This window comes from Mesorhizobium sp. M0904 (assembly GCF_040319475.1).
Classification (GTDB): domain Bacteria; phylum Pseudomonadota; class Alphaproteobacteria; order Rhizobiales; family Rhizobiaceae; genus Mesorhizobium.
In genome coordinates this window covers 161,074-179,737 of the sequence record NZ_JAMYOC010000004.1, presented here as the reverse complement: position 1 = coordinate 179,737, position 18,664 = coordinate 161,074, and the positions used below count along the sequence as shown (strand labels likewise).

General features: G+C 62.6%; 17 protein-coding genes and 1 other RNA gene. 15 read left to right on the top strand and 3 right to left on the bottom strand.

The genetic code is table 11. From position 1 onward, the window contains the following. The first annotated feature begins 50 nt into the window (after nt 1-50). The 9 genes from NKH80_RS06490 (at nt 51) to NKH80_RS06450 (ending at nt 10,513) form a co-directional block, all read left to right on the top strand. Nucleotides 51-704: a c-type cytochrome gene (locus tag NKH80_RS06490; RefSeq protein ID WP_352476004.1), complete on the top strand. Its 654-nt coding sequence runs from the start codon at nt 51-53 to the stop codon at nt 702-704. Nucleotides 705-877: 173 nt separating this feature from the next. Further along, a complete protein-coding gene (locus NKH80_RS06485; protein ID WP_352990305.1) occupies nt 878-2,761 on the top strand; it encodes an extracellular solute-binding protein in 1,884 nt (627 codons plus the stop codon). Beyond that, nucleotides 2,761-4,629 (top strand): extracellular solute-binding protein, encoded by a 1,869-nt coding sequence (locus NKH80_RS06480; RefSeq protein WP_352686862.1) that lies wholly within the window; start codon nt 2,761-2,763, stop codon nt 4,627-4,629. The genes NKH80_RS06485 and NKH80_RS06480 overlap by 1 nt, the downstream gene beginning before the upstream one ends. Nucleotides 4,630-4,659: 30 nt before the next feature. Beyond that, a complete protein-coding gene (locus tag NKH80_RS06475; protein ID WP_254816205.1) occupies nt 4,660-5,754 on the top strand; it encodes a microcin C ABC transporter permease YejB in 1,095 nt (364 codons plus the stop codon). Next, a complete protein-coding gene (locus tag NKH80_RS06470) occupies nt 5,754-6,893 on the top strand; it encodes an ABC transporter permease (RefSeq protein WP_352990301.1) in 1,140 nt (379 codons plus the stop codon). The genes NKH80_RS06475 and NKH80_RS06470 overlap by 1 nt, the downstream gene beginning before the upstream one ends. Before the next feature lie 224 nt (nt 6,894-7,117). Further along, entirely contained in the window at nt 7,118-7,351 is a 234-nt protein-coding gene (locus tag NKH80_RS06465) for a hypothetical protein (RefSeq protein WP_352506116.1), read from the top strand. Next, entirely contained in the window at nt 7,351-7,851 is a 501-nt protein-coding gene (locus NKH80_RS06460; RefSeq protein ID WP_352506117.1) for a type II toxin-antitoxin system VapC family toxin, read from the top strand. Before NKH80_RS06465 ends, NKH80_RS06460 begins: the two co-directional genes overlap by 1 nt. Beyond that, on the top strand, nt 7,848-9,476 hold the full coding sequence (locus NKH80_RS06455) for an ABC transporter ATP-binding protein (RefSeq protein WP_352686858.1): 1,629 nt from the start codon (nt 7,848-7,850) through the stop codon (nt 9,474-9,476). Before NKH80_RS06460 ends, NKH80_RS06455 begins: the two co-directional genes overlap by 4 nt. A gap of 95 nt (nt 9,477-9,571) precedes the next feature. Next, nucleotides 9,572-10,513, top strand: coding sequence for a 2-hydroxyacid dehydrogenase (locus NKH80_RS06450; protein WP_352506119.1), 942 nt, complete (start codon nt 9,572-9,574; stop codon nt 10,511-10,513). Between the two features lie 26 nt (nt 10,514-10,539). On the opposite strand, the gene NKH80_RS06445 is transcribed toward NKH80_RS06450, so the two are convergent. From NKH80_RS06445 to NKH80_RS06435, 3 genes are read right to left on the bottom strand one after another with little or no spacing between them, the layout of a single operon-like run. Then, nucleotides 10,540-10,842, bottom strand: a complete 303-nt coding sequence (locus tag NKH80_RS06445) for a Dabb family protein (RefSeq protein WP_254816201.1) — start codon at nt 10,840-10,842, stop codon at nt 10,540-10,542. Between the two features lie 25 nt (nt 10,843-10,867). Next, nucleotides 10,868-11,809, bottom strand: a complete 942-nt coding sequence (gene nudC / locus NKH80_RS06440; RefSeq protein ID WP_352506120.1) for an NAD(+) diphosphatase — start codon at nt 11,807-11,809, stop codon at nt 10,868-10,870. Between the two features lie 38 nt (nt 11,810-11,847). Next, a complete protein-coding gene (locus tag NKH80_RS06435) occupies nt 11,848-12,267 on the bottom strand; it encodes an HIT family protein (RefSeq protein WP_023676868.1) in 420 nt (139 codons plus the stop codon). A 360-nt stretch (nt 12,268-12,627) separates the two neighbouring features. Between NKH80_RS06435 and ffs the strand changes: the two genes are divergently transcribed. The 6 genes from ffs (at nt 12,628) to NKH80_RS06405 (ending at nt 18,475) form a co-directional block, all read left to right on the top strand. Next, nucleotides 12,628-12,724, top strand: an RNA gene (gene ffs / locus NKH80_RS06430) — signal recognition particle sRNA small type. Between the two features lie 104 nt (nt 12,725-12,828). Then, nucleotides 12,829-14,667 (top strand): DNA polymerase III subunit gamma/tau, encoded by a 1,839-nt coding sequence (locus tag NKH80_RS06425; protein WP_352506121.1) that lies wholly within the window; start codon nt 12,829-12,831, stop codon nt 14,665-14,667. 32 nt (nt 14,668-14,699) lie between these two features. Beyond that, the gene (locus NKH80_RS06420; protein ID WP_254816197.1) at nt 14,700-15,023 is read left to right on the top strand and encodes a YbaB/EbfC family nucleoid-associated protein; all 324 of its coding nucleotides are present in this window, start codon (nt 14,700-14,702) and stop codon (nt 15,021-15,023) included. A 420-nt stretch (nt 15,024-15,443) separates the two neighbouring features. Then, nucleotides 15,444-16,382, top strand: a complete 939-nt coding sequence (locus NKH80_RS06415; RefSeq protein WP_352506122.1) for a cell wall hydrolase — start codon at nt 15,444-15,446, stop codon at nt 16,380-16,382. A gap of 147 nt (nt 16,383-16,529) precedes the next feature. Next, entirely contained in the window at nt 16,530-17,135 is a 606-nt protein-coding gene (gene recR, locus NKH80_RS06410) for a recombination mediator RecR (RefSeq protein ID WP_352506123.1), read from the top strand. 17 nt (nt 17,136-17,152) lie between these two features. Next, entirely contained in the window at nt 17,153-18,475 is a 1,323-nt protein-coding gene (locus NKH80_RS06405) for a lytic murein transglycosylase (protein WP_502900913.1), read from the top strand. Nucleotides 18,476-18,664 lie beyond the last annotated feature (189 nt).

The following is an 18,664-nucleotide window of genomic DNA, read 5'->3' as shown; positions in this document are numbered from 1 at the left end:
GACGGACGGAGTGGACGGATCGGTCCGCCGGAAAAGGGAGCCTGGGGCGTATGGATTCCAACGAAGTCAACAAGCTGCTCGCCGGTTTCCTCGGCACGGTGTTCATTGTCTTTTCCGTTGGCATCGTATCCGACGCGCTGTTTGCCTCGCCGACGCCGGAAAAGCCCGGCTTCGCCATCGAGGCGACCGAGCCCGCCGAAGGCGGCCCGGCCGCTCCCGCCGCGGAGGCCAAGCCGATCGCCGAGCTGCTGGCCACCGCCAACGCCGAAGCGGGTGCCGCCATCTTCAAGAAATGCCAGGCCTGCCACTCCGGCGAAAAAGGCGGCCCCAACAAGGTTGGCCCCGATCTGTGGGACATCATCGACCGTCCGGTCGCCGAGCATGAGGGCTTTGCCTATTCGGCCGGCATGAAGGAGTTCTCCAAGGGCGGCAGCGAGAAGTGGACCTACGACAATCTCAACCACTTCATCACCTCGCCGAAGAAGTTCGTGAAGGGCACGGCGATGGGCTTCGCCGGCCTGCCGAAGGATGAGGACCGCGCCAACGTCATCGCCTATCTGCGCACGCTGTCGGACAATCCGAAGCCACTGCCGGCCCCCGGCGCCTCGGCCGAGAACGCGCCCGCCAAGCCGGCCGAAGGTGCAGCCCCTGCCAAGCCGGCAGAAGGCGCCGCTCCGGCCGCTCCGGCCGCACCCGCAAAATAACAAAACTGTAATGACATAATCCTTGAAAAAGCCGGGTTCAGCCCGGCTTTTTCGTTTGGGAAAATGCATATGCGACGACAAAGCCGCTCGGTTGCGGTTTTCAGCGCCGCCAAATGATCTAGATTGGGCCCAGACGCTATGGTGACGGCGCTATATCGCGAAGAGGAGAACGCATGACGGTTGGCCGAGCGCGGACGCTTCTGAAATCAGTGCTGATGCTGGCTGCTTTTGCCAGCGGCCTGCAGGTGGCCTTCGCGGACCAATGGCGCACGACCTCGTCGCTGATCGGCGAATCCAAATATGGCGACAATTTCCAGCACTACGATTACGTCAATCCGGATGCACCGAAGGGCGGCACGCTGAATTCGGTTGTGCTGGGCACGTTCGACAGCTTCAATCCCTACATCGTGCAGGGTTCGCCGGCCGCCGGCTTTGCACAGTTCGGCGGCGGCCTGCTTTACGACACGCTGATGGAGCAGGCGACCGACGAAGGCAGCACCAGCCATCCGCTGATCGCCGACGCCTACAAATATCCGGCCGACTATTCCTCGGCGACCTACCGGCTCGATCCGCGGGCCAAGTGGCATGACGGCCAGCCGATCACCACCGACGACGTGATCTGGTCGTTTCAGGTGCTGAAGGCCAACAGTCCGCAATACAGCCGCTATTTCGAAAACGTCACCGACGCGGTCGCCATATCCGACCGCGAGGTCGAGTTCCATTTCAATCAGAAGGGCAACCGGGAGCTACCGAAGATCATCGGCGATCTCGTCGTGCTGCCCAAGCACTGGTGGGAAGGCACGGACGCCAGCGGCAAGAAGCGCGACGTCACCAAACCGACGCAGGAGCCGCCGCTGGGATCGGCCGCCTACAAGATCGCCAGCTTCAAGCCGGGCTCCGAAATCATCTGGCAGCGCGTGCCCGATTACTGGGCGGCCAAGCTGCCCGTAAAAATTGGCCGCGAGAATTTCGACAGGCAGCGTTTCAGCTATTTTCTCGACGACAATGCCGCCTGGCAGGCCTTCACCAAGGGCGGGCTGGACGACATCAAGCCGGAGAACAGTTCGAGACGCTGGAACACGGCCTATAATTTCCCGGCTGTCCAGGCCGGCGACGTCATCAAGAAGGAATTCAAGACCGCGTCGCCCGAACCGATGCAGGCCTTCATGCTCAACACCAGGCGCCCGCTGTTCCAAGATCGCCTGGTGCGCGCCGCGCTGATGTACCCGTTCGACTTCGAGACGATGAACCGGACCCTGTTCTTCGGTTCCAACACCCGTACCAGCAGCTATTTCCAGGGCACGGAACTGGCGTCGAGCGGCCTGCCGCAAGGCAAGGAACTGGAGATCCTGGAGCAGTACCGCGACAAGCTGCCGCCCGAAGTCTTCACCCAGGAATTCAAGCTGCCAGTCTACGACACCCCGCAGGCGGAGCGCAAATACCTGAAGGCCGCGGTCGATCTGTTCGCCAAGGCCGGCTGGGTGATCAAGGGCGGCAAGATGGTCAACGCCAAGACCGGCGAACCGTTCAAATTCGAGATCCTCGGTTGGAACGACACCGACCAGGTCATCGCCAGCCCATATATCGCCAATCTGCGCAAGATCGGCGTCGACGCCACGTTGCGCCTGATCGACCAGACCCAGTATATCAACCGCGTCACCCATTTCGACTTTGACGTGGTCACCTCGATACTCGGCCAGTCGGACTCTCCCGGCAACGAACAGCGCGACTTCTGGAGCTCCAAGGCCGCCGATTCGCCGGGATCGCGCAATTACGCCGGCATCAAGAATCCGGTCGTCGATGCGCTGGTCGATCGGATCATTTATGCCACCGACCGCGACGATCTCGTTGCCGCCACCCATGCGCTCGACCGGGTGCTGTTGTGGAATTTCTACGTCGTGCCGCAATATTACCGCGCCGTGGTCTGGCTCGCCTACTGGAACAAGTTCGGTATGCCGGAAAAGCAGCCCGCCTATAGCGGCGTCGACCAGAATTCCTGGTGGATCGACCCGGCCAAGGAAAAGGCGCTGGCGGCCAAATACAAGAGCGGCAATTGATGGCGGCGCTGCCCCGTCGCGACTTCCTCGCCCTGGGCGGTGCCGCCGCGGCCGCAGCGCTGCTGCCCGGCCGGGCTTTCGCGGCCATTCCAACCGGCGTGAAACTGCACGGGTTGTCGGCTTTTGGCGATCTCAAATACGGGCCGGATTTCACGCATTTCGACTGTGTCAATCCGGACGCTCCCAAGGGCGGCCGGATGAATTTCGCCCCGCCGAACTCCACCCTCAATCAGAGCTTCCTGACTTTCAACACACTGAACTCACTGGTGTTGAAGGGGGATTCGCCGCCGCGCACCGAGCTCTGCTTCGATTCGCTGATGGCAAGGGCAGTCGACGAACCGGATGCGGTCTACGGCCTGCTTGCCGAATCCGTTACCTTGTCGCAGGATCGCAATGGCTACCGCTTCAGCCTGCGGCCACAAGCGCGCTTCCATGACGGGTCGCCGCTGACCGCCGACGACATTGCCTTCGCCTTGAACCTCTACAAAGACCGGGGACATCCGAACCTTTCCCAAGCGCTGCGGCACATGACAGAAGCGGTCGCAATCGATCCGCTTACAGTCAACCTTACCTTCAACGGCCAACAGTCCGCGCAGAATATCCTCGCGATCGTCGTAATGCCGATCGTGTCGAAAGCGTTCTACACCGCCAATGATTTCGACGCCTCGACGATGACGCCACCGCTCAGCTCCGGACCATACAGGGTTGGACGGGTGGTGGCCGGGCAGACTGTCGAATATGAACGCGTCGCCGACTATTGGGGCCGCGATCTGGCCGTGAACCGCGGCAGTTATAATTTCGACCGCATCCGTATCGATTTCTACCTTGATCGCCAGGCAGCCTTTGAAGCATTCAAGAAAGGGGATACGCATTTTCGCGAGGAGTTCACCTCGCGGGTATGGGCGACCGGCTACGACTTTCCAGCACTGAAGGATGGCAGGGTCGTCAAACGCGAATTTCCTGGCGAGAAAACGCCATCCATGCAGGCTGTCGCGCTGAACCAGCGCCGTCCGCAGTTCCGCGACATTCGCGTGAGACGGGCAATCGCCTATTGCTTCGACTTCGAATGGACCAGGCGGGTTCTGTTTTTCGACTCCTACGAGCGTTCGCAATCGAACTTCGAGCGATCGGATTACAAGGCCAAGGGCCTGCCCTCACCCAAGGAGTTGGCCCTGCTGGAGCCGTTTCGAGCCGAGTTGCCGCCGGAGACCTTCGGCGAACCGGTGATGCAACCCGTCTCCGACGGTTCCGGGCACGACCGTAAGCTGCTGCGCGAGGCTTCGAGGCTGCTTGCCGAAGGCGGCTGGAAGCGAGCGGGCAATTTCGTCCTCAACGACAAAGGCGAGCGCCTGCGCGTGGAAATGCTTGCCGAGGACGAGGGTCTCGTTCGTATTTTCGCGCCATGGTCCGAGAATATGAAGGCGATCGGCATCGACGCTTCGATCCGGCAGGTCGACTCGACGCAATTTGAAGCGCGGCAGAGCAATTTCGACTTCGACTTCAACATGCTCGCATGGTCGATCGGAGCGACGCCCACCGCCGACGGTTTGGAGATTCTCTACGCTTCCCAAATGGCGAAAACGCCGGGGATGCGCAACTATCCGGGTACGGAAAGCAAAGCCATCGACGCGCTGATCGAGGCAGCCGGCAAGGCGCAGAGCCGGATCGAACTCGTAACCGCGCTCAACGCGCTCGATCGGGTCTTGCGCGCGCGGCTAGACTGGATTCCAACATATCATCTGGCGAATCACCGAGCAGCCTTCTGGGACATGTTCGGCTTTCCCGCTCAAAAGCCGGATTACGACTTTCCGGTCGAGACGTCGTGGTGGTTCGACAAAGACAAGGCGGCAAAGATTGGCAAAGGCTGAGATTTTCGCACAAGCGAGGCAGGGAACCTGATGGGCGCCTATATACTGCGCCGCATCCTGTTGATGATCCCGACCCTGTTCGGCATCATGGCGGTATCCTTCGCCGTCATCCAGTTCGCGCCGGGCGGGCCGGTCGAGCAGGTCATCGCCAGGCTGACCAACCAGGGCGGCAGCGATCGCCTAGGCGGCGGCGGCGGTGATGCCGGCGGCGCCAATTTCGATGTCGCCGGCGACGTCGGCTCGAAATACCGCGGCGCGCAAGGGCTCGACCCGGAATTCATCAAGAAGCTGGAGAAGCAGTTCGGTTTCGACAAGCCGCCGCTCGAGCGCTTCGGCATGATGCTGTGGAACTATCTCCGCTTCGATTTCGGCGACAGCTATTTCCGCGACATCTCGGTGCTCGACCTGATCCTGGAAAAGATGCCGGTGTCGATCTCGATCGGACTGTGGATCACACTCTTGTCCTATCTGATCTCGATCCCGCTCGGCATCCGCAAGGCAGTCAAGGACGGCTCCACCTTCGACGTCTGGACCAGCGGCGTCGTCATTGTCGGTTACGCCATTCCGGGCTTCCTGTTCGGCATATTGCTGATGGTGCTGTTTGCCGGCGGCTCGTTCTGGGACTGGTTTCCGCTGCGCGGCCTCACCTCCGACAATTGGGACCAGCTGTCGTGGCCGCAGCGGATCGTCGACTATTTCTGGCACATGACCCTGCCGCTGACGGCGCTGGTGCTGTCGGCCTTCGCCACGACGACGTTGCTCACCAAGAATTCCTTCCTTGAGGAGATACGCAAGCAATATGTGGTCACAGCCCGCGCCAAGGGCCTGTCGGAGCGGCAGGTGCTTTATGGCCACGTCTTCCGCAACGCCATGCTGATCGTCATCGCGGGTTTCCCCGGTGCCTTCATCTCGGCATTCTTCACCGGGTCGCTGCTGATCGAGAACATCTTTTCGCTCGATGGCCTCGGCCTGCTTGGTTTCAACTCGGTGGTGCAGCGCGACTATCCGGTGGTCTTCGCCAATCTCTACATCTTCTCGCTGCTTGGCCTGTTCGTCGGGCTGCTGTCCGACCTGATCTATACCTGGGTCGATCCGCGCATCGACTTCGAGCGGAGAGACGTCTGATGGAGCAGGCGACAGCCGAAACGGCGCCGCCTCGGATCGCGCGGCCCTTTCTGTCGCCGCTCAACCAGCGGCGCCTGCAGAACTTCAAGTCCAACAGGCGCGGCTACTGGTCGTTGTGGATTTTCCTGTTCCTGTTCGTGCTGTCGCTGGTTTCCGAACTGATCGCCAACGACAAGCCGATCATCGCCTCCTACAAGGGCGAGATCCTGTTTCCGGTCCTGGTCGCCTATCCCGAGGAGAAGTTCGGCGGCTTCTATGCGGTCACCGACTACCGCGACCCGGTCATCCAGGACGAGATCAATGCCAATGGCTGGATGGTCTGGCCGCCGGTGCGCTACTCCTACCAGACCGTCAACAACGCCATTCCCGAAGCAGCACCGACCAAGCCGTCCTGGCTCTACGACGAGAAGACGCGATGCAACCAGTATCCGAAAGGCGAAGCGGACCCCAATTGCAACGTCGGCAACTGGAACTGGCTGGGCACCGACGACCAGGCCCGCGACGTGCTGGCGCGCGTCATCTACGGCTTCAGGATATCGGTGCTGTTCGGCCTGATCCTGACCGCCGGCTCGGCGCTGATCGGCGTGGCGGCCGGCGCCTTGCAGGGCTATTTCGGCGGCTGGACCGACCTTCTTTTCCAGCGCTTCATCGAGATCTGGTCGGCGATCCCAGTGCTGTACCTGCTCTTGATCGTCGCCGCCATCCTGCCGCCCGGCTTCTTCATCCTGCTCGGATTGATGCTGCTGTTCTCCTGGGTGGCGCTGGTCGGCGTGGTGCGGGCCGAGTTCCTGCGCGCCCGCAATTTCGAATATGTCAATGCGGCGCGCGCGCTCGGCGTGCCCAACATCACCATCATGTTCCGGCATCTGCTTCCCAATGCCATGGTGGCGACGCTGACCTTCCTGCCCTTCCTGCTCAGCGGCTCGATCTCGACGCTGACCTCGCTCGACTATCTCGGCTTCGGCCTGCCGCCCGGCTCCGCCTCGCTGGGCGAACTGTTGAAGCAGGCGCAGCGCAACCTCAACGCCCCCTGGCTCGGCATTTCCGGCTTCGTCGTCATCTCGCTGATGCTGTCGCTGCTGGTCTTCGTCGGCGAGGCCACCCGCGACGCCTTCGATCCGCGCAAGACGTTCAGATGAGGGCGATGCAGGCTGGCATTCGGCATGTTATATTCCGGAAATGGCAATCCGGACAAAAGCGGACGTACCCTCAAGTGACCGGCGGCTTTGATCGGTGAAACACCAGTGGCAGCCATCGCTCGATCACTGGAGAGCAAATTGGCCGATATGAGCGAACCCGGAGCCATGACGGTGTGTTGGCGTCCGTGCAGTCCGTCAATCCGCACGTTGGGGAAGGAAGGGTTATGAATAGGATCATCCTTGAACACTACCCGGCATCGAAGCTCCCGGATGAACTGCGAAAAGGCATAGCGCCGAGCGCCTCGGTCAGAGTGACAGTGGAGGAGGAGGCCAACAGGCCCCTTGGCCGCGAACAATTGCTTGAACTCATGCGGGATGCTCAGGCCAACGCGCCGGGAACAAGCCTCGACGAGGCTGTCGCGCGTGTTCGTGCCCTCCGCGATGAGTGGGAGGATTGATGGCTGCAGTCCGGCTTTATGTCGACACCAACATTTTCATCTATGCCTTTGAAAACAATGATGCGCTTGCAAACAAACTGCTTCAGCTCATTTCACTGAACGAGGGCAGAAAGCAGCCTTTCCTGGCGACGAGTGAGATCGTGCTCGCGGAGTTGATGGTCGATCCCTTGAGAAAGAACAATGAGCGACTGATCGAGCTCTACGACAATATTTCAATCGGCAATGCCTTCATCTCAATTGGGACGATAACTCGCGACGTTCTCTGGCACGCAGCACAGTTACGTTCGGAATTCCTTTCGTTGAGATTACCAGACGCGATCCATCTTTCCACAGCGATGCACTTCGGCTGCACCCAATTTCTGACCGCGGACACGAGGTTGAAAGAGACCTATTCTATCGCACCAAATCGTCTCGTCCCCCCTCAAATGGCAGCCAAAATTTCGATCATACGACCGGAAATTTCCGCCTTGGACAGGGTTGTCGCGGAAGTTGAGCTATGACCCCCCCTCTCCTCTCGGTCCAGGATCTCAGCGTCGCCTTCACGCAAGGCGGCAGCCAGTCGGTCGCCGTCGACCATATCTCCTTCGACCTCGCCAAGGGCGAGACGGTGGCGCTGGTCGGCGAATCCGGCTCCGGCAAGTCGGTCACCGCGCTGTCGGTGCTGAAGCTGCTGCCCTATCCGACCGCCAGCCACCCGTCGGGAAAGATCCTGGTCCTCGGCGCCGACCTGCTTGCCGCGGACGAGAGAGACTTGCGCCGCGTGCGCGGCAACAAGATCACCATGATCTTCCAGGAGCCGATGACCTCGCTCAACCCGCTGCACACGATCGAGCAGCAGATCGTCGAGGTGCTGAAGCTGCACCAGGGCCTGGGCGATCGCAACGCCAAGGCGCGCACGCTGGAACTTCTGCACGAGGTCGGCATCCGCGAACCGGAAAAACGGCTCGACGCCTATCCGCACCAGCTTTCCGGCGGCCAGCGCCAGCGCGTCATGATCGCCATGGCGCTCGCCAACGAGCCTGAACTGTTGATCGCCGACGAGCCGACGACCGCGCTCGACGTCACCGTCCAGGCGCAGATCCTCGAATTGCTGGCCGGCCTGAAAAGCCGCAAGAACATGTCGATGCTGTTCATCACCCACGATCTCGGCATCGTCAGGAAGATCGCCGACCGGGTCTGCGTGATGACCAAGGGCAAGATCGTCGAGACCGGCCCGACCAAGGAGATATTCGCCAATCCGCAGCACGCCTACACGCGGCATCTGCTTGCCGCCGAGCCGAAAGGCAAGCCGCCGGCGGCCAACCAGGCCGCCAAGCCGGTGATGGTCGGCAAGGACGTCAAGGTCTGGTTTCCGATCAAGAAGGGCTTCTTCCGGCGCACCGTCGACAATGTGAAGGCGGTCGACGGCATCGACGTCACCGTGCGGGCCGGCCAGACGCTTGGCGTCGTCGGCGAATCCGGCTCAGGCAAGACGACGCTCGGCCTGGCGCTGGCCAGGATGATCTCGTCGACGGGGACCATCCAGTTCAACGGACGCGGCATCGATCAGCTGTCCTTCAGCGAAATGCGGCCGTTGCGACGCGAGTTGCAGATCGTCTTCCAGGATCCGTTCGGTTCGCTCAGTCCGCGCATGTCGGTCGCCGAGATCATCGAGGAAGGGTTGAAGATCCACGAGCCGAAACTGTCTCCTGATGCGCGCGACGAGCGTGTCGTCGACGTCCTGAAGGAAGTCGGCCTCGATCCGGCGACGCGCAACCGCTATCCGCACGAATTCTCCGGCGGCCAGCGCCAGCGCGTCGCCATCGCGCGCGCCATGGTGCTCAACCCGCGTTTCGTCATGCTGGACGAGCCGACCTCGGCGCTCGACATGAGCGTGCAGGCGCAGGTCGTCGACCTCTTGCGCAGCCTGCAGGCCAAGCACGATCTCGCCTACCTCTTCATCAGCCACGATCTGAGGGTCATCCGCGCGCTCGCCAACGAAGTCATCGTCATGCGTAATGGCAGGATCGTCGAGGCCGGTCCTTCCGAACAGATTTTCGGCAACCCGCGGACCGACTATACAAAGGCGTTGATCTCGGCCGCCTTCAAGATCGAAACGGCGCCGGTCGGTATCGTCAGCGAGTAGATTTTCGCCAGAGATCATGCACAAAATCAAAACGCTGCCGCGCCCCTGCGAGTCCGGACGCGAACGCTGTTGGTAAAAGGGAAAAACAATCCGCAATGGAAAAAGGCCGCATCCTGCTTGCCCTCACCGGTATTCATCCGCTGCGCTGGCGCGAACTGCTGTCGGCGGAGCGCGAAGTGGTGCTCGAGCCGAATGGCGCCGGCGATCCCTCGATCACCTATGCTGTGGTGTGGAAACAGAGGCCGAACCTGTTGTCGTCGCTGCCCAATCTGCGGGCTATCTTCTCGATCGGCGCCGGCGTCGACCACATTTTCGCCGATCCCACCTTGCCCGACGTACCGGTCGTCAAAGTGGTCGCCGACAACCTTACCCAGTACATGACCGAATACGTCGTCTGGCGGGTGCTCGACCACCATCGCCAGGGCATGCTCTACCGCGCCCAGCAGCAGAAGAAGATCTGGCACGAGCCGCAGCAGCGGCCGGCCGGCGACATCTCGGTCGGCATTATGGGGCTCGGCACGCTTGGCCGCGCGGCGGCATCGGTACTGTTGTCGCTCGGCTTTCCCGTTAATGGCTGGTCGCGCAGCGATCGGCCGATGGAACGTGTCTCGACTTACGCGGGCGAGGCCGGCCTGATCCCGTTCCTCAATGCCACCGATATCCTGGTGGTGCTGTTGCCGCTGACGCCACAGACGCACGGCATCATCAACCACGGCGTGCTGAAGGAGCTGCGCAAGCGCAATGGCCTCGGCGGCTCGGTGCTGATCAATGCCGGGCGCGGAAGGCTGCAGAAGGACGCCGACATTTTGCGCGCGCTGGACGACGGCACGCTGAAGGAAGCCAGCCTCGACGTGTTCGAGGTCGAACCGCTGCCGAAGACCAGCCCGCTATGGAGCCACCCGAAAGTGTTCGTGACGCCGCACGCGGCGGCAACTTCCGATCCAGTCCACCTGGCGCCGATCATGCTGCGTCAGATGGACGCCTTCGAGCGCGGCGAAGCGCTGGAAAATGTGGTGGATCGCGACGCGGGGTATTGATTTTTTTAGAGCGCCGCTTTCCAGTCTCAGCCCCAGCCGAGCGGCACGTAGTCGATCTCCATAAACGCCTCGACCTCCGGGATCCAGCGGTCGCGGACGAAGGCGACGTGGTCGGGATGGTCGTTATAGCCGGAGTAAGCCCGCTGATCGGCGAACTCCATCGAGAAGCCGAAGCGGTAGTCGTTCTTGGGGCTGACCTGCCGCAACTGCTCGAAATGCGTGACGCCCTTTATCGCCGTGAGGATCGTCTTGGCGTCGGCGAGGAACCTTTTTTCCTCGAGCGAATGCGGCGGGTGCTTTAGCGTGAACACGACGGTGTGACGGATCATTTTTTGCTCCTGCGATGTCTTCGTATCACGCGCTGTCGGCCCAGGCGCGGATAAGGTTATAGGCGATCGCCCCCTTCGGCGGTGTCACCAGGCCGCCCGGATGCTCGCGGGCCAGCATCGAGAGCACCTCGTCGCGAAAGAACCAGCGGCAATCTTCCAGCTCGTTGAAGTCGGGGTGGATATCGTCGTTGAGCGGTTCGCCGAAGCAGCCGATCATCAGCGAATAGGGAAACGGCCAGGGCTGGCTGGCGTGGTAGACGACGCGGCCTAGCCGAATGCCGGCTTCCTCCAGCGTTTCGCGGCGCACCGCCGCCTCGATCGTCTCGCCCGGCTCGATGAAACCGGCGAGCGCCGAATACATGCCGGGCCCGAAATGCCGGCCGCGGCCGAGCAGGCATTTTTCGCGCGTCGCCGTCAGCATGATCGCCACCGGGTCGGTGCGCGGAAAGTGCTCCGTGCCGCAGGCCGGGCAATGCCGCTTGTAACCGCCCGCCCGCATCTCGGCTTCGGTGCCGCACTTGCTGCAGAAGCGATGGCTGGCATGCCAGGCAAGCAGCGCCGCCCCTTGCGCCAGCGCGCCGGCGGCCGCTTCGTCGATCAGCCCCTGCATATAGACCGAGCGATAGTCGATGGCCTTGATCGTCTCGGGAAGCTGCTCGGGCTCGACTCCGGCCGGCACCGCCAGCACCGGGCCGCTTTCGGAAAAACCGAGCAGCACGCCGTTTTCGAGCGATGCTTCGAGCGGCCGGCATTCGGCCACGCCGAACCAGGGGTCGAATGCGCCTTGCGCAAGCTTCAGATAGAGCCGGCCGCCACGCATCAGCAAAAGCCGCGCCGAAGGATCGGCGAGCGCCTTTTCAACGGAATCGTCGGCGCGGTTTTCGGACTGCCGGTCGATAATGTTGCCGGCGAAGCCGACGAACTGGCTCGGCTCGCGCAAGGGCGCGTCAAACAGGCGAAAGCTCATGCAGACTCGGGAAGGTTCAAGATGGACACGGGGGAGGCTTATAGCGCTGCCTTGATCTTTTCCGCAAACTTGCGAAGGTCGGAGCGCTGATAGGGCTCGCGCAGGCCGTGCCCCCACACCGGGCCGGGCCAGCCGGGATCGCCTTCCGAGCGCGCAATAACGTGTACATGCAACTGGCGCACGATGTTGCCGAGTGCACCGGTATTGATCTTGGTGCAGCCGGTCACCCGCTTCAGCGCCAGCGCCACCATATTGGTCTCGAAGGTCAGCATCGCCTGGTCGAGCGGCGTCATATCGTGGATTTCCTCGATGCCCGGCCGCTGCGGCACCAGCAGCAGCCATGGCCAGCGGCGGTCGTTCATGACGCGCAATTCGCACAGGCCGAGCCACATCAGCTGTTCGCTGTCGGCTTCCAGCTGGGCGTCAAGCGTGAATCCGGCCTTGAGGCCCGGCAGCATCGGCGTTTCCCTCACTTTTGGACGTTTTTTGAACTCTATCGACGCTAGAGCGGCTTCCGAAGGGCCGCAAGGGGGAGCAAGCAACATTGGCCGTCGCGGCGCTGATTGTGCGCGAAGAAGTGAAGGCCCGGGCAAATTGCATCAGGTTGGCGCTGCCCCGCCGAGATCGACGATTTTGATCGTGGCCACATTTTGTTCTTGCTTTGTGCCGGCAGCTATGCTACTAATCCCGCTATGGTGATTATTCGCACCAACGACCCGCCCGCCGAGGCGGGTTTTTGGTTTCAGCTTTCGCCGTCGCTCAAGGCCCCCTATCATCCGCACTTGCATTTCATCGCCGGATTGCCGATATGGAGGCTGGGAGGTTGGTGGTGGACGGTCCACTCGCCAACCGGGTCAGGTCCGGAAGGAAGCAGCCCTAACGAGCCCGGAACGGGTCATTGTTCCAGCCTCCCGCCTCTTCGCCTTTTGCCCCGACATTGACGGCGCCAAGCCGTGCGGGCGAAACTATGCGCAGGAATCGGCCGCCTCCAGTGGCAGCCCTTGGAGCTTAACGGGCGAATGAGCGAAGCCGGAAACGAGGCCGGGAAATTGGACAAGCCTGCCGCCTACCGCGTGCTGGCGCGCAAATACCGACCGTCGAATTTCTCCGAACTGATCGGCCAGGAGCCGATGGTCCGCACCTTGACCAATGCTTTTGCCACCGGCCGCATCGCCCAGGCCTGGATGCTGACCGGCGTGCGTGGCGTCGGCAAGACGACGACCGCGCGCATACTCGCGCGGGCCCTGAACTACAAAACATCGACCGTCGACCAGCCGTCCGTCGACCTTGCCGTGCTCGGCGAGCATTGCCAGGCGATCATGGAAGGCCGGCATGTCGACGTCATCGAGATGGACGCCGCCTCGCATACCGGCATCGACGACATCAGGGACATCATCGAGCGTGTGCGCTACGCCCCGGTGTCGGCGCGCTACAAGGTCTACATCATCGACGAAGTGCACATGCTTTCCAACCAGGCCTTCAACGGCCTGCTGAAGACGCTGGAAGAGCCGCCGCCGCACGTCAAGTTCATCTTCGCCACCACCGAAATCCGCAAGGTGCCGATCACCGTCCTGTCGCGCTGCCAGCGTTTCGACCTCAGGCGCATCGATGCGGCAATGATCAAGGCCGACCTTGCCAGGATAGCCGGTCTGGAGGGCATCGAAGTCGAAGACGATGCGCTGGCGATGATCGCGCGCGCGGCCGAAGGCTCGATGCGCGATGCGCAGTCGATCCTCGACCAGGCGATCGCCCATGGCGGCGGCGCGGTCAGCGCCGAAGCGGTGCGCGCCATGCTCGGCCTTGCCGACCGTGCCCGCATCGTCGACCTGTTCGAGCATGTCATGAAGGGCGACGTCGCCGCCGCGCTCGCCGAATTCCGCGCCCAGTACGATACCGGCGCCGATCCGGCCGCGGTGCTGACCGATCTTGCCGAGTTCAACCATCTGGTCACCCGCCTGCGTTTCGTGCCGGCGGCCGTCGACGACGCCTCGCTGTCCGAGGACGAGCGCCGGCGCGGCGCCGATTTCGCCAGCACGCTGTCGGTCAAGGTGCTGTCGCGGACATGGCAGATGCTGCTGAAAGGCATTCCCGAGGTGCAGACTTCCAACCGCCCGGTCAGCGCCGCCGAGATGGTGCTGATCCGGCTGGCGCATGCCGCCGACCTGCCGACGCTGGACGAGGCGCTGAAATCGCTGGAGAACGGCGGTACCCTGCCGGGCACTGCGCCGCGCGTGAATGGCACGCCGGCAAGCCCCGGCCCCGCAAACCATGCGCCTGCAAGCGGTGGTGCCGGCGCCGTGGCGCAGGCGCGGATGCCGACGGCCAATGGCGGCGCCCAGACAATGCGCCTGGTCGAGACGATGCGCCTGGTCGAGGCCGAGCCCGTGCCGACCAACTTCGTTGCTCCGCCGGAGCCGGCGGTCGAGGCGCCGCCGGTGCCGGTGAAATCGCTGGCCGACATTGTCGCCCTTGCCGACGCCCAGCGCGACATGGCCTTCAAGGTGCTGGTGAAGCGTTGCGTGCGCCTGGTGCGCATCGAGCCCGGTCGTATCGACGTCAGCCTGACCGACGATGCGCCGAAGATGTTGCTCAATGATTTGACCGCCAAGCTGCGCGCCTGGACGGGCCGCAACTGGCTGGTGTCGCTGTCGAAGGACGAGGGCGGCCAGACCTTGGCCGAGATGGAATCGACAAAGCGCGAAAACGCCTTCCTCGATGCCAAGAGCGACCCGACGGTCGCCGCCATCCTGGCGCGCTTTCCCGGCGCCAAGATCATCGACGTGCGCATTCCCGACGCGCCGGAAGCCGACGAGGCCGAAGTGCCGGTCGAGCCGCCGGCCGACGACGACGAAACCTGAAACAACCAGCACCAACTGCAAAGGACCGTGCGATGAAAGATCTTCTCGGCCTGATGGGCAAGGCAAAGGAAATGCAGGCCAAGTTCCAGGCCATGCAGGATGAGATTGCCACGCTGGAAGCCACCGGACAGGCCGGCGGCGGCCTGGTCAGCGTGACGCTGACCGGCAAATTCGAGATGAAGTCGCTGAAGATCGACCCGGCGCTGTTCAAGGAGGACGAGGTCGAGATTCTCGAGGACCTGCTCCTCGCTGCCCACAACGACGCCAGGACCAAGGTCGAGCAGATCATGCAGGAGAAGACCAAGGCGCTGACCGCGGGACTGCCGATCCCGCCGGGAATGAAGCTGCCGTTCTAAGGTGTGTTGATATTCACGTGATGCCGGCCTGCAAACAGCGGCTTCCTGCGCTTCCGGTGCTCACGTACGAAACGTACGCTCCGCTCCGGTTCCCGGAAGCCGCCATTTTCGGCTCGGCCTGACCTGAATCTCAGCACACCTCGAGCTGTGTTTACAGTTACCGCGTCGACTGAACCAATCTCTCCAGGCTTGGGCAAGCCCTCTTGCGGAGATTGCGGCGCTCCAAGGTCACGGCATGAATCCTTGGAACCATGCCGGCACCTGACCGAAGAGGGCAGCGATCCAACGCTCTTCGCCCGCCAGCTGTGTCTATTGGGCAACGCCCCAAACTTAATAACGCTTTAGCCATCTTTTTGCCTGAAAGTGTCTCATTCTTGCCGCAACCAGGGGCGGGCTGGCAGCAGAATGAGGGGACACCTGTTGATCTCTACCCGATGGAAGGCGCCGTTGCGGCTCGGCGTCGTTATCTCACCGCTGTTTTTGGCCGCTTGCAGTCAGACCGCCTCGCACGGCATGTCCAGCCTGACCGATGCCATTACGCCGGGTTTCCTGAGCTCGCGCTCCTACAATTCCACGCCGAAGGAGAAGGAATGCCTGGAGCGGGCGATGTTCTTCGAGTCCAACCGGTCGAGCCGTGACGGCATGATTGCGGTCGGCACGGTGGTGATGAACCGGTTGCGGTCCGGCAAGCACGGCAGCACCATCTGCGAAGTGGTTGGCGAGCGCGGCCAGTTCGCGCCGGGCGTCATGACACGGCCGATGAATTCGAAGGCGATGCCCGACGTCGAGGAGGCCGCCGAGGCGGTTCTCAAGGGCGAGCGCAAAGCCAAGCTGAAGAACACCATGTATTTCCACACCGCCGGCCTGCGCTTCCCCTACAAGAACATGCACTACACCATGGTCGCCGGCGGCAATGCCTTTTACGAAAAGCGCGGCCGCAACTGGCAGCCGTTGCCGGACGAAACGGTGGTCGCCATAGCCCAGGCCAAGCCGCAAGCGCCTGCCGCTCAGGCCATACTTGTCGCTTCGGCGGAGCCGGCTCGCGAGGTCAAGCCGACATTCGCCAAGGCAACCTATGTTACCGCCGCCGCATCGCAGCCAGCAAGGCAGACAAGGGTGACTGCAGGAATGGCGACCGCGGCGAGGGCGGCACCGGAGAAGCCAATCCTTGTGGCGTTGCAAGAGCCAATGCACGAACCGGACGCGGCCCGTTTCGGTAGAACCGTGAACCCCCGGCTGGTCACATCATTCCAGGCGGCGCCGGCAGAGCCGACAATGTCGTTCGAGACGACGCCCGAGAACACCGACGCCATCGGCGCGATGATCGCCGGCCAGACCCGGCCGCTGGAGGAAAACTGAGGCGGCCGGCGTCGGCGCGTTGTACCGGGAGAAATGCCCGGCAGGGCAATGAGGGGCGGCGCAACGCCGGGCGATTGCCTCTTTGCAGGCTGAACACCGCGCCTCAGCGCTGTTCCAAAACCCGTTGAAAAATCCTAAACCGGAGCGATGTCGAAGCGAATCGCCGGTCCCGAGATCGAACGCCTGATCCAGCTGCTGGCCAAGGTGCCGGGGCTCGGCCCGCGTTCGGCGCGCCGCGCCGCGCTCCACCTCATCAAGAAGAAGGAGCAGCTGCTGGCGCCGCTCGCCGCCGCCATGGGCGAGGCGGTCGAGAAGGTGCGCATCTGCTCGACCTGCGGCAATGTCGACACCTCCGATCCATGCATGATCTGCACCGACCCGCGCCGCGACCCCACCACGCTCATCGTCGTCGAGGACGTGGCCGACCTTTGGGCGCTGGAGCGGGCGACCGCCATGAACGTGCGTTATCATGTGCTCGGCGGTACGCTGTCGCCGCTCGACGGCATTGGTCCCGATGAGCTCAACATCCGTTCGCTGGTCGATCGCGTCGCCGGCGGCGAGGTCAAGGAAGTGATCCTCGCCGTCAACGCTACGGTCGAGGGCCAGACTACCGCGCACTACCTCACCGACCAGCTTTCCGGCTTCGACATCAAGGTGACGCGCCTGGCGCACGGTGTTCCGGTCGGCGGCGAACTCGACTATCTCGACGAAGGCACGCTCGCCGCGGCACTGCGCTCGCGGACGGTGTTTTGAGGCGAGTTGCGGGGAGGATGATGGTTGCTAAGCATTCTTTAAGGCTGGCACTCCGTCCCACCCCCCTCTGCAGGACAGAGGGGGGTGGGACGGATCGCTGTTTTCGCAAAATAGCCGTCGCGTTTCTTCTTGCAGTCCTCTTTGCCCTCATCCTCGCCACCCCCGCCTCCGCGGCAAAGATCGACGACCAGTTCCGCGCCTGGCTTGGCAACGACCTCTGGCCCGAAGCCAGCGCCAAAGGCATCTCCAGAAAAACCTTCGATGCCGCCTTCGACGGCGTCAAGCCGAACCTCAAGCTGCCCGACCTGGTAAAGCCGGGCGAGAAGGCGGTGACGCCGCGGAAACAGCATCAGGCCGAGTTCGGTTCGCCCGGCGCCTATTTCGCCGAAAGGATCGTCCGTGCGGTGACCGCCGGTGGCCGCACCCGCGAGGCGGCCAACGCTAGGACCCTTGCAGCGATCGAGAAACGCTACGGCGTGCCTGGCGAAGTGCTGCTGGCGATCTGGGGCCGCGAGAGCGGCTTCGGCGCAGCGAAGCTGCCTTTTGACGCCTTCGAGGTGCTGGGCACCAAGGCGTTCATGTCGACCAAGAAGGAATTCTTCCGCACCGAGCTCTTGGCGGCGCTGGAGATCGTCGAGCGCGGGCTTGCCCCGGTCGGTGCGATGAAATCGTCCTGGGCCGGCGCGCTCGGCCAGCCGCAGTTCATGCCGACGTCGTTCCTCAAGCATGCCGCCGATTTCGACGGCGACGGCCGCCCCGACATCTGGAATTCGACGCCCGACATACTGGCATCGATCGCCAATTATCTCGTGCATTATGGCTGGGTCAGGAGCCGTGGCTGGGGCTTCGAGGTGACGGTGCCGGAAAGCGTCTCGTGCTCGCTCGAAGGTCCGGACCAGGGCAAGAAGATTTCCCAATGGGCTGATATTGGCATCAGGCGTGTGTCGGGTAAACCGTTCCCGGCGAGCGAACTGAAAGCCGAGGGCTTTCTTTTGATGCCGGCCGGGCGTAGCGGCCCGGCCTTCATCGTGACCCCCAATTTCTACGTGCTGAAGCAGTATAACACCAGCGATCTCTATGCCCTGTTCATCGGCCATGGCGCCGATCGCATCGCCCATGGCGACAGCAATTTCTCGGGCAATTGGGGCGCGGTCGGCGGGCTCTACCGCTCCGACATCGCCGCCCTGCAGCGGGCGCTGGAAGCCAAGGGCTACGATGTCGGCAGCGCCGACGGCCTGCCTGGCTTCAAGACGCGCCGCTCGATTGGCAAATGGCAGGCCAGCAACGGCCGTTCCGCTACCTGCTTTCCCGACCCCGATCTGGTTACCGCGCTGAAATAGCCGGATTTTCGCACCGCCGGTCTGGCCCAATCGACCGTTCTGCAAATGCTCGTTGCCGCGCTCGAAACCGCCGGATATGGTGAGCTGGAACCGCACAAAAATTGCCAATACGACGGTCCGGGGATCACCGTTCGACGCGGCAAGAAATGCCACAACCCTGAGCCGGGAACTCAGGTCAACAAAAACAGG